The organism is Malacoplasma muris (assembly GCF_046774425.1).
Taxonomy (GTDB): domain Bacteria; phylum Bacillota_I; class Bacilli_A; order Mycoplasmatales; family Mycoplasmoidaceae; genus Malacoplasma; species Malacoplasma muris.
Genome location: NZ_CP177248.1, coordinates 282,945 through 296,344, shown reverse-complemented (window position 1 = coordinate 296,344; position 13,400 = coordinate 282,945). Strand labels below are relative to the sequence as shown.

The following is a 13,400-nucleotide window of genomic DNA, read 5'->3' as shown; positions in this document are numbered from 1 at the left end:
TATAGTGTTATGCTAACGCGTTTAAATTTAAATCGCAACGTTTCAAAATATTTTTATGGAATTTTATATATAAAAAAATCTATAATTAGACAACTAATCATAGATTTCTTAACATAATATAGGTAAAAATCATGGAAATAAAGCAATAATTTTACTAAAAACCACATGCTCTTAATTGCATCAATAATTCATTTAATACTAAATCTCTATTATATTTTCATTCAAATTCTAATACCCTAAAGATTTTATAACCTCTTGATTCAAGAAATTGTTGTCTATAAATGTCTTCAACCATTTTAATTGGTTTAGAATGATATTTTCACCCATCAACTTCAATACCTAAAATTACTTCCTGAGAATTTGGGTCAATTATTACAATGTCAATTTTTTTACTACCAACTTCATATTGTGTATCAAGAATTAAGTTTTTCTTTTGTATCATTGGTTTTATATACATAAATACTTCTTGTTCAAAATCTGAATCAAAATTATAATATTCATTATTTAATTTATTAATTTGATTTAAATAAAGTTCTTTTTTAATTTTTTCATTATTATCCAAAAATTCAATGAAATTTTTAAACAATATTAGGTTTTGATTTTTAGTTGAAGCAGTATTAATATCTGCTGCATATAAAGATTTTAAAATAATCATTTTCTTTTTGCTACGTGTAATAGCTACATTTAATCTATTCTTACCACCATCATTAATTAATGGTCCAAACCTAGCATGAACTTTTGAATTCTCATCTTTTTTACCATAACATAGTGATAGTATTACAAGGTCTGCTTCATTACCTTGAACATTCTCTATATTAACAATAGTAATTTGATTATTAATGTAATATTTAGTTATAGAACTATTTGCAAACTCTTTAGAGAAAATTAATTGTGTTAAATATTTTGACTGATTAGCATTTGCTGTAATCACTAAAATAGATTTAAAACTACTACAATATTTGCTCAATAATTCTATTGTTTTATTAGCTTCTTGTATATTATATTTTTCATTAAAATATCCATTAACATTTATTACTTCAATACCATTGATTCCATTCATTGAATTAACTGAAGCATAATTTAATTCATTATTATATATGTATTGATTAGAAAACTGAATTAATTCTTTCTTTTCAGATCTATAGTGATTCTTTAACATAACATTATTTCATGAAGTAGCTTGTGCTCTATCTAATAATGACTCTTGTGTGTCTAAATCATCAAATTCAATTTCTTCTTCATTTTCATCATCATCTCTCATCATAAAGAAACTAGAAGGCTTTAATTGATTTTGATCACCTGCTACAATATTAATTTTATTTCTATAAAGTAAAGGATATGCTCTTTCTAAAAACATTTGACTTGCTTCATCAAATATTCCATAATCAAAAAGTCCTTTTTCTAAAGGTATGTATAATGATATTTGTTCTGGTCTTGAAACTCATATAGGAAATAAATAAAGCAATACATTTTTATATTCTTCAATATATTTATATATTCCAGGTCTTCTTTTTAGATTAGCAACATGAATTGCTCTTTGAAGTAATTCTCTATCACTATTTGATAATTTAGATAATTTGTCTAACAAGATTGATTTAACAAAATCTTTAATAATCTTGTCAAATTCTAATCAATTAATTTTCTTTAGCTCATCTATATAATTATTTAACAATTTATAATCTTTAATTTCAGGAAATTTTTCAGCAAAAACATTATAAACACTAACTAAATCTTTAGTTTTAGTAAATATTTCTTCATTAAATTTATAATTTGTTTGAATCATAAACAATTTATAGTCAAACAAATAAAATTTATTATTTATATAGTTAATATACTTTGCATCAAATATTTTGTGGTTAAAATGATACATAATAATAATTGGTTCAAAATAGTACCAGTTATCCATAATATACTTTAAATCTGTTAAATAATCAGCTTGTAAATTAACAATTAAATTCAATTGTTCTAAAATCATTTCATCTTGTTTTGTTAGTTTAGTTTTATAAAACAATTTAGAAAATGGTTTAATATTTACAAAATTATTTCTATAGACAAATTCATCAAAAAAATATTTTACTTTTTTTGAACTACAGTTATTTATTAAATTTATAAATGATTTTAATCTATTAAATAAATTATTTATATCTCTAAAAAAGTCAGGATGTACTAATCCCATTGTGATTTTTTGAGCATGTTTTACAACTTTAATAATATTATAAAATTCATATGGATTATTTCTTAATGCTTGAGCATAAACTAAATTACTATTTAAGTAATTAAATAAGAAGGTTGAATATTTCTTTATTTGAATAATTTTATCAACATTATTTATATCAAAATTAAATTCATTTTTGTATTTAATAAAATTATCAACATCTCTTTTAAATTCAAAAAATAGTTCTTCTGAAGATAAATGATTTGCAATTATAAATTTTGAAAAATCCTCAACTTTACAAAATAATGCTTCATATGAAATCTTCAAACTATTTTTATAATCTTCAAATATTTCTAAAACTTTTTCGCTCATGATTTTAGAAAATATTTCTTTATTTTTTCATAATTTTACTATTGTTTTATTAAAACTATTAAAGTCATAATCTTTATATGTAAAATTTTCTAATTCTAACAAAGAATTAACTTGATTAATAAAGTCATTTGATAATTTTTTATTTGTAAGATATACATTATTATTTTCAAGTTTTTCTATTGAATTATTACTTCATGGAGATAATCAACTTTTACCTAAAAATTGTTCAAGTTTGATAATACTATTATAAAAAGTTTCTTTATCATTATTATCATACATTTGAAGCATAAATATATTTAGTGAATTTAATCTCTTTTCTAGCACATCTAATGCTGCTTTCTTTTCAGAAACCATCATTACAGATTTACCTTTAATCAAAACATTTGCAATTATATTAGTAATAACTTCTGACTTTCCAGTTCCTGGTGGTCCATGTATTATTGTGTTTTGTAATATTGATGATCTAACTGCAAACTTTTGATATAAGTCTAGTTTACCAATTTGAATTAAAGGTTCTTCATCTAATTCTTGTCTTTGAATTTCTTCATTTGGCACTAAGTTAAAAGTTTCAAAAACACTATTTGCAGTATTACTATTTATAATTACTTCTAAATCTTGTTTTAGCTTTCCACCCATTGGTTCATAAATTCCAAAAGATGTTCCATCTTCTATAAATAAACTATCATATTGTTCCTGAATTTCTTTTGATTTTTTATTCAAGAATGACATATCATTTTTACTACCATATTCTAAATTAATGCCAATAATTCTATTAACTTTTTCTTTAAAATCATTAATAGAATCAATAGTACCAAAATCAGTTAATAGTTTATTTTCCTTATTAGAATCTCTTAACAAATATATTATTAGTTTTTCATTTAATACTAAAAAATCATCTGCCTTGCCAATAATTATTTTTGATTCTTCTTTTATAAATTGAAGTTCAACGTTAAAAAATAAAATAGGAGCTTTAATTGTTGTTTTTTTTGTTTGTGTTTTACCAACTAAAAAATATCTTGTAAAAAATAAGTTTCAAGTTCCTTTATCATTTTTTATTTCTTTAGCTTTTCTTTCTACATATAAAATATTTTGCTTTAAATTCTCTATATAATCAATTGCTTTTTCTACACAATTTTCCTTATTATTTTTAAAATCTTGATGTAACAACTTAATTTTTGTTGTAGGAATATATATTTTATATTCATTAATAACATTAACAAATTCTTCTGCACTATTTATTGATCTTAAAATTGATAAAATATTATCACTATTAATATTTATATCTATTTCTAATTTATCAATTTCTCCTAAGAAAAATTTATTAATATTAGTTTGATCAACATATTTTGATAAATCCAAATGTGTTGCATTTAAATTAACCATTATAGATGTGTCTCTAGCACTAACATTAATTAAATTCCCTAATTTATTTTTTAAAGATGTATTTGATTTCATATAGAAAATTATAATTTATTAATAATGAAAAAAAGCAAAATATTAAACTCTATATAAAATAAAAAAGATGTCTGTTAACACAGACATAAAATTTATTTTATTTCTTTAATAAACATCTTAAATATCATTTTTTAAAGTATTTAACACTTCTAAATATGTTTCTTTTAAACTTTCATCTCCAAATTGTAATGAGTGATTTAAAAGTTCATTAACATCACTTTCATCAAAAGAAGTAATTTCTTTAAATTCATTTCATTTTAAAGGTAAACCAATTGCCTTAATGAAACTTTTTAAAAATAAAATTGTTTCTTCAAAATTACTAACTTTAAAAACCTCTTTGCCTAAGTGTTCAACTTTTTTGTAAAATCATTCTTCTTTTTTTCCTCTGATTTCTAAATAAGTAGGTGTAATTAATGCAAGTCCTGCACCATGAGTTATATCTCACTTACCACTAAAAGCATGTTCTAAAGTATGCACATTTCAATCAGAATCACTAGCAAAACTTGTAGTTGAATTTAATGCCATTGATGTGGTTCATAATATATTAGCTCTTGATGTAAAATCTGTTGGATTGTCAATGACAAATTTTGCATATTTTAAAAGTACTCTTAATTGTGCAAAGATTATTTCTTTTGTTCACTCAAAAGTGTTTTGACCAAAATATTGCTCTAATAAATGTGAAAAACAATCAAATATACCAGAAGCTGTTTGTCATGCATTTACAGTATATGTATATGTTGGATCTTCAATTGCTACATATGGAATAGCATATTGTTGGTGAACACCTTTTTTTAATTTTTTATCAAGATTTGTAACAACACTACCAGCATTATTTTCACTTCCTGTTCCAGCTAAAGTAATAACTGAAATAATAGGAATAGGCAATTGTTGTAACTGTTTAGGATTAGTAACATAATCTCAAACTGTATTATATTTTGAACGATTTGTAGCAAGTGTTGCAATAACCTTTGAAGCATCAACAACACTTCCACCACCAACAGCTAAAATTAAGTCAACTCCATTATTTATAACAAAATCAATTGCTGAAGTTATTGTAGTATCACGAGGATTTGGTTCTATTCCACTAAACTCTACAAAATCAATATTCGCTTTTTGTAATTGTTTTACAACATCATCATAAGCTCCATTTAATTTTATAGATCCTCCACCATAAAGTATTAAAGCCTTTTTAAATTTTCTTCTTGCAAATTCACCTTCTAAGCAAGATACAGCACCTTCTCCAAAATAATATCTAGGTTTTAAATTATAATAATTCATATTTCCCTTCTCTCCTAAAATACATGTTTATTTTAAAATAAAAATATAGCTATGAAACTATATTTTTATTTTTAGATTTAATTTTTTTATTTATTTTTGCAATTATTTTTTTCCTTACAAAAATATTGATTAAATATATTAAAATATTTTCATCTTTAAAAATTAAATCATTTGCTTTATAACAAATTTCTTCAATTTTTAATGATAGTTCTTTATTATCATTTAGAGGATATTTTATTTGCTTTTGAATCAAGTCTAATACATTTTTATCAATAGTAGATATGATTTTAAATGGTTCACTATTACCAGCATTTTTCAAAGGTTTTAATAAATAGTTTTCTTTAAAAACATAGTATTTTGTTAAATCAAAATATAATGTTTGCAATAAAGCAATCCTTTCTTGAATTGGCAAATAAACTAATAATTTATCTAATTTTGCTTTAATTTTCTTGTTATTTAATTGAATAAAATCGAATAACTCTTTTGATTCTTCAGATAATGTACTTACATCATCCTTTAAATTTCCTTCAAAAACTAATGTTCTTAAGTAAAAAGTTTTTTTAATTTCTTCAACTGTAGCTCCATCATTCATCAATTCATTCAATGCAATACCAATTTCATATGCTTCAACATAATGTAAATGTGCCATCAAATCAGCTTTTGCTTTCTTATAATCATTTGTTTTGTTAAGATTAATTAAAATAGATTTTAAAAACTGAATTCTATCCATATCAATTGGTTTAGGTGTTATAGCAACACAATCATATTTTTTTAAAGCATTATTCAATTTATCAATTGTAATATTTTGTTTTGAAAGAGCTTGATCAAGTAAAATGTTTTTTGCAATTAAATTAAAATATATAGAATTTCTTAAATTCCTATAGCCCAATTGAATTAAAACTGGTTTTAAACATTCATAATCCAAACACAAATTATATACTGTATCATTTAAAATAATTTTTTTCATTCAAATCCCTCAAATATAAGTATATATTAACCTATAAAAAATATTAAGGTTTCCCTTAATATTTTTAAATTATTATTTTTTAGTATTAACAAGTTTCATTAATTTCTTTTCATCAAGATTTTCTTGTCTTCTTTTATTAATTAAGATAACTGAAATTAACACAACTTCTAATAATAAGATTAATAATATTGAACTAGTAACACTTGCTATAAGAGCAGTTGTTGCTTGTTGACTTTGACCATTAACACCTGGCAATGGTTTTAAATCACTTGCTGGAGTATATTCAACATCAAGATTTAATGTATCTGTACCATCAGCATATTTAAATCCATCATTAAGTTTAACTGACATAGTAGCTTGTTGTTTTTCAGCTCTTTTGCTTACTTGTTTTGGAGCAAATGATAAATCTTTAATATACATTTTTCATGCATTTAAATCACTTATACCAAAAGCACCACCAAATTGATTAAACTTTTCTTCAATAGTCATTTTATTTAATTGATCTAATGAAGTTACAGTAGATAATATATCAGCAATTGAACTTACATTAATAGAGTTAGCAGTAAATGGAGGTTGAGTATCTGGTAAAGATGCACCATTACCTTCACTATTTAATTTAATGTAATCAAATAGATAATTATATAAATCTTGATATTTTAAGAAACCATAAGTAGATTTAGTTCCATTATTGTTAATTGATAATACATTCAATTTAGTTACTTTATTTTTTAATAAAGTTTGAGTACCATCTGTTTCATTATAGAACACATAATCTAATGACTCTTTAACATCAACTTGATTTTTAGCATTTTCTAAAGCTTGTTCTTTAGAAGTTGCATAACCATCATTTGTTATAGCATTTCCATTAACACTTTCAAAGTTTATTATGTTTCCATTATAGTCTTTAACAACAACAACTTTTGTTGGTTTATTAAGTTTATTAGCAACTATTTGTCTTTCTTTTGATTCAATAGATTTAACTAAAGAAACACTATCATCACTTAAACTTTGATTGAATTTATATTTATTATCAAAATATTCTGAATATTTAATTTGAAGAGGAGTTTTATCCTTATTGAATAATCAAACTATGTCATTAGCATCACTTAAATGATTAGAAGTTAAAGTAGAAATTTGAATTTGTGAAGGTGATTTTTGACTTAAATATCTTTCTAAATTCTTATTGTAATTATAAATTGCTTGGAAAGTACCATTTCTTGTATAAAGTAAACTTTCATCATCAGCATCTTTTGCATTTAAATTCTTTGCTAATGTTTGAGCATTTAAACCAAAACCATTAAATTGAGATTCATCAATAAATTTACTTGAATAATTTGAATCGAAATTATTAGTAATTGATTTTTTAACTAATCCAAAGTTATTTTGTTTTGAAGAACCTGAATAGTTATCAACTGCAGTTTTAGTTAATTTAGTATCAATTACTAAACCATTAGTTGGACTAGCAGTTTTACTAAAACTATTTGAAATATTAGTTAAACTATTAGTTATATTTTTAACAGCATTTTGATAGTTTTGTTTTAATGAATTAGATAATAATTTTTTAACTTGATCTAAAGGTTGATATTTAAATTCAGCACTATTTGTATATAGACTGTCAAGTAAACTTTTTTCCATTTTAAACAATGGAACACCATTGTAATCAATTGTATAAATAATCTCATTATTTTCTTTATTTTCAACATATTGTTCTTTAGAAACTACTTTTTCACGAAGCATATCACTAAAAGTTTGTCCTTTTTTAGCTTTGTAAGCTTCATTAATTTTGTTTAATACAATCGTATCAATTTTATCTAAACCACTTTTAACTTGACTTGGGCTTTTAGCATGATTAATTCAAATATTATCTTTTTGAATAATTTTACTAGTAATTGAATCAAGAATTGATTGTTGAATTGAATTAAGAATATCATTTATTTCAGTGTTATTGAAGTATGTTTTGAAATTTTGTTGAACATATGTTTTAACTTGTTCAAAAACTTCACTAGCTTTTTTGTCTCAATTTGCCTTAACAGTTGGATCTTCAAGAATTTTTGTAAATTGTTCTTGGTTTGGATTAAAGCTAAAGAAAACATTTGATTGTTTACCAAAACCTAAGAAAGAAACATCTTCACCCATTCAACTATCAGTATGAGCTAAAGTATACATAGTATCTTCTTGGTTATCTGAAAGTTTAAAGTCAAATCATTGACCACCAAAAATTGATTGACCACCTTTTATTTTTGCATTTCTATATGGAACTTTTGATTTATTATTTCATTTTCTATTATAATAAACATCAAATTTTTCAGTAAATTTATCTTTATCAGTCATGTATTCTGCATCTTTAATATAAGTATCATAATCCACACCTAAAGATGAGTTTTTTGGATCAGCATTAACATAATAGTTTACTGCAAAATTCATTTGTTTTACACTTGCAAAACCTGTTCTAATTCACCCAACAATAGTACTAACATCAGGAATAGCAACCACATTGTTATTTAATCAAATGTTCTTTTTAACTAAATTAGTAATACCATTAGTTCATTGATTTACTATAGAATCAATTTCTTGATCTGATTTACCTTTAAAATCATTACTTGCATAAACACCATCAGCATCACTTTGCATTCTTGATATTGTAAATCCACTATCATTTATTAAAGCATTTTCTGCAGCAATTCTTTTAAGAGCTGTAAGGTCTGTTTTATTTAAAGGATTAATTTTAACAGTTCTTGGATTACCATTAGAATCTTTATTTGCATAGTCTTTTATTTCATAATAATTTACAGGAGATGTAAAAGTATTATCTAAAATATGTTCTTTAGCTTCACCTTCACTATCAAAAATTAAACCATTATTATCTGTTCAAGCAATTACAGGTTCTTTTAAGTAACTTTTTTTAGCTTCATCTATTGAACTAACATAACTATCAGTTAAAGTTTTATATGCTTTAGTAACTTTTGTTAAATCATATTCTCTAAGCTTTGAAAGATTAACAGTTTCATATTTGTTAGTTATAGAAGTAGCATCTATTACATCACCTAAAAACATTTTTTCAGTTACATTTTGAGGATTTGAAGCATATGTTTCAATCGCATGATAAATGTTTTTGTATGTTTTCCCTTGAAATATTAATGATTTGTTAGGATCAAAAGTAGCATTAACTACTGCTTTTGAATTAACAGAATTAATATTTAAACCACTTGCATTTGCAATAGTACTAATACCTATAGTAGCAGAAGTACCAATAGCAGCAAAGGTTGATGTAGAGATGATTAAAATTTTCTTAATATTATTTTTTTTCATAAGGATTACCCCATCACGATTACAGATTGTAATCAATTTTTTAATTCAGATGTACTTCCAAAGTACATTCCATTATATACATAAGATGCATCAGTTATTACATCTGTATATTTTTCAAAATTTACATTTTTTAAAACTCAATTTTCAGCATTTGCTCTTTCTGTAAAATATACAGTTCCATGATCTGGCAATGTAGCTTTAAAGATTTCTCTATCTTGAATTTCAGAACTTAATTTTGCAAATTCATTATTTTGTAAAGCATCAGATTTTAAAACAACTTTTGAGTTAGGAGTTGCTTTAGTTTTAAATAAGTTGAATAAATTTTCTTTTGAAAGATTTGAAGCTTGTGTAGCATCTTGAGTCTTAAATAAATCAGAAGTAATATTTCCATCAGCTGGAATATTATTTGTTGATCCATTAGCTAATTCATTAGCTGAATTATCTACAACATAATTTTGCAATTTTGCTGAGTTATCAACTACACCATTTGAAGATCAAACTTTACCTGGCAACACGAATGTTTCATCACTTTTTCCAGAAATTTTTCCATTTGTAATTTTTGGTAATTGAGCTACTTTTGTTGGTCTAATATTTTTTACAATATTATCAGCAATTACTGATTGATCACCACCAGTATTAGAAGCAATACCATTTGACAATACATATGAAGTATTTCCAATATAACTTGAGTTTTTGTTTAAATTACTAAAGTTATATGTTTTATCATTTACTGTAATACCCATATCTGCTATAACAGCATCAATAAGTTTTTCTTTTGTATCATAAGTACCACTTGAACTTCCAACATCTTTGTTAAATGTATAATTTCTTGTAAAATTTGCATTTAATTGGATGTTATCATCAGAAGCAATTTTTAGCAATTGATCTCTCTTTAATTGAGACACATCAAAGTACTTAATTTGATTATAGTAATAGAACTCACTAATTTGAGGTTTAGTAATTTGAATTGGAGGAAGCAATTTCATTGCATTTATTCCAACTTCTTGTTTAACTTCCATACCAAAATATCTACTAGTAGTTAAACCACCATCTCAAATAAATTCAGTACCATCAGCTGTTGTATAAACATAGAAGTCTTGAATATAAGTTACTTTAAGTAAATCATAAATTAATATAAATAACTCTAATCCAACTGCAGCAAGTCCTAAGAAAGGAGCTGCTTTAGCAAATAAATCACCAACTTTTCCTATTGATTTAAAAATACCAACTGTTGATCATTTTTTAAATATTGTAGGAACTTCATCATAATAAAGATGTCATGTTCTAAATCTAAAAGGAATTTTATGCTTAACAGCAGTTCATCTATTTTTAATAGATTCTTTAACAGAATCATATACAGAACGTATTTTTGCAGGAATACCATCTGGTCCATAGAAATTATCTACTAAACCATGAATAGTTCCAGAAACTTCATACATTTTCTTCATTACATATGCTGTCCCACCAGCTGTAGCAAAAGATAGAAGTGTTAACTTTGCAATATTTGCTTCATAAAATTGTCTATTTGATATTGAACTATGAGTGTTAAATACACCAGAACCTGTTCTAAAGTCAGCTAAAATATAGATATAAGATTTGTAAATATTAAAATTTTCATCTTGTTTTGAATTTTCATATAATTCAACTATACCTTTAGCACCAATATCACCAAGTTGAACTAACATTCCATTTGGATCTCATTTTCCAGTTTTAACATATTCTTCAATTTCAGCTATAAGTGCTTCTTCTGCTAATGCAAATAAATAAGTATTTTTTGCAGCAACACCTTTAATAAGTTCTTGAACATTATTTCCATTCTTAGTTTTTAGCTTACCAAGACTTGTATCAAGATCTTTACTAGTACTTGTATCAAGTTGACTTTCAAGAGCATGTATTTCTGCATTTGTTGAACGCTTTATATATTGTTTAAGCAATTCATGGTAATTAATACTAGAGTATGTAACAAAAATATTTTCAAATTTACTATAATTATTTCAAAATTTCTCTTTGCTAATAATACCAAAATCAAATAAATAATCTTGTTCATATCCACTAAAAGTTAACACACCTGCTAATGTATTAATATTATTAGTTGCACCAATATATGCACTTATTGCTGCTATTAAATAGTCATAAGACTTAATTTCATTTAAGAAATATTCTGTTGATGTATTAAGATCAAATTCACTATTTCCAATTCCAAAAAATTCTTTTACATTAAATTTTTTGTTATCTTTACTTCTTACCAACAATGATTCATCTAATAATGAAAGTTCAAGTGAATCTTGAATGAAATCAGCAACTTTTGAGAAATAACCAATTGTTAATGCAATAATCTCATTTGTAGCATTCATATTAATTAATCTTTGCATAATGAAACTATACATTACAGGAAGTTTATAAAAAGTATTAGACTTTTTACCATTCATTAATGAATTTAATGTAGTGACAATTTCATTATATAAATCAACATTATATGCTTTAATTTGATCTAAATATCATTCATCTAACGATTGATTATCTGTAGTAACTAATAAAGTTCTAAAAATGTGTGGTTTTGTTTCATTTGTTTGAGTTTCTTTTTTATTAACTTGATTATCATCATTAATAATTAATGTAAAGAAATTACTTACCAATTTATCAATTGTAGATTCTTGATAAACTTGTTTTGAAACACCATTAACTTTTTTTCACATGTTTTTATTTGAAAAACTTCCTACATCCATAGTACCTTTATAAAAATAAGGACCTATTAAGTTATGTTCATCTTCAATACTATTATCAATAATATATCTACTTTCACCTTGACTTGATTGAACATGTTGATAATCTAAATCTTCAACATTAACTTCACTAATAACAGCATCAATATTTTTTCTATTTATATTAACTGTTTTTTGTGTCTTTGAATTAGTATATGTTACAACTTTTTCAGCATTTGCTTCTATAAATTTCTTTATTTCTTTAATTGCACCGTTTTCACTAGTATCAGACAATGAAATTGGATTAGATTTTACCCCATTAGGACCTTCAATAGTAATTGAATTAAATGTTCCTCTAGTATTTGGTAAATAATCTGAAATAAGATAATTTCTTAAAGTTTCTTTTGAGTTAAAGTACATATTATTAAAGTAATATGCATCTTGTACACTAAAATAACTTTTCATAGCTTCATCTGAATCTGTTGTAAACCCACCATTACTTTTTTCATAAACAGTTTGTTTACTAGCTGAACTACTTGCACCAGAATTCATACTTGCTCATAAACTATCATCTAAACCTAAAATACCTGTTGACTTATCAACATAGTTATCAAGATTTAAAGAAGTATTATATTTTTCTGATTTTATCTGATTACTAAATAAGTACTCTCTTAGAGCTTCTGGAGTATCAAATGATCTTTTAACTCCATTCATTGTGACAGTTCATTTAGAACCCATACCTTCCTTTTGGTAATTTTTTACTTCTGAATTTTTTTGAACATAATCAAAAGCTGAGTCTACTGAACTAAATGACTTTCCTTCAAATTTATAAGAAGCGATATTTCTTTCAATCTGAGTAATACCAACAGCTACAGGAACTGCAACCATTGTACTAGCCATTAAACCAAGTAAAACATTCTTCTTTGTAATGAAAGATGAATTACCTCTAACCTTAGCTAGTCTTGTTAAATCCTTTTTAACTGCATGATTACTAGGTTGAGACATGCTTACATTATTAAGTGATTTTCTTTTCATAATAACCCCTATCTATCTAACACATACCATGAAGAGCATTCTCCCCTCATATATGCTAATTTATCATATCCCATAATAAAATATATTTATCTATACAAGAACTTAATCTAATTTGATATAAGTTGTA

General features: G+C 24.2%; 5 protein-coding genes. All 5 read right to left on the bottom strand.

Features of this window, described 5'->3' with window-relative positions:
* Window positions 1-154: 154 nt before the first annotated feature.
* Complete coding sequence (locus tag ACLFO7_RS01230; protein WP_412032535.1) at window positions 155-3,982, bottom strand: AAA domain-containing protein; 3,828 nt, start codon at window positions 3,980-3,982, stop codon at window positions 155-157.
* A 117-nt stretch (window positions 3,983-4,099) separates the two neighbouring features.
* Window positions 4,100-5,260 carry an iron-containing alcohol dehydrogenase gene (locus tag ACLFO7_RS01225; RefSeq protein ID WP_412032534.1) on the bottom strand — a complete coding sequence of 387 codons (1,161 nt, stop codon included), beginning with the start codon at window positions 5,258-5,260 and terminating at the stop codon, window positions 4,100-4,102.
* A gap of 49 nt (window positions 5,261-5,309) precedes the next feature.
* Window positions 5,310-6,227, bottom strand: coding sequence for a DUF438 domain-containing protein (locus ACLFO7_RS01220; RefSeq protein ID WP_412032533.1), 918 nt, complete (start codon window positions 6,225-6,227; stop codon window positions 5,310-5,312).
* A 72-nt stretch (window positions 6,228-6,299) separates the two neighbouring features.
* On the bottom strand, window positions 6,300-9,536 hold the full coding sequence (locus tag ACLFO7_RS01215) for a hypothetical protein (RefSeq protein WP_412032532.1): 3,237 nt from the start codon (window positions 9,534-9,536) through the stop codon (window positions 6,300-6,302).
* Window positions 9,537-9,541: 5 nt separating this feature from the next.
* Window positions 9,542-13,273, bottom strand: a complete 3,732-nt coding sequence (locus ACLFO7_RS01210; protein WP_412032531.1) for a hypothetical protein — start codon at window positions 13,271-13,273, stop codon at window positions 9,542-9,544.
* Between the last annotated feature and the right edge of the window lie 127 nt (window positions 13,274-13,400).